Origin of the sequence: Pseudomonas sp. Kh14, assembly GCF_900291005.1 — a bacterium.
In the GTDB taxonomy this organism is placed as follows: Bacteria; Pseudomonadota; Gammaproteobacteria; order Pseudomonadales; family Pseudomonadaceae; genus Aquipseudomonas; species Aquipseudomonas alloputida.
On the sequence record NZ_OLKJ01000276.1, the window covers coordinates 1 to 241 of the forward strand.

A 241-nucleotide genomic window follows, 5' to 3' on the forward strand; every position below is an offset into this window, starting at 1 on the left:
GCTGCAGTGGGCCGCTGATACCGCTGTCCAGCGGCAGGCTCTTCACATCCAGGCGCAGCATGCGTGGCGGGCGGGCACCGCCGGCGCGCTGGTTCATGCGCAGCAGGCGGTAGCGACCGGTCAGGGCGTTGTGCAGGGTTTCCAGCGATGGCGTGGCGGAACCGAGCAGGATCGGGACGTTTTCCTGGTGGGCGCGCACCAGAGCCAGGTCGCGGGCGTGATAGCGCAGGCCTTCCTGCTG

General features: G+C 69.7%; 1 pseudogene. It reads right to left on the reverse strand.

Annotation, left to right across the window (positions count from 1 at the left end):
* Positions 1 to 241 (reverse strand): annotated as a pseudogene (locus FQ668_RS28100) (primosomal protein N'); the annotation flags it as partial.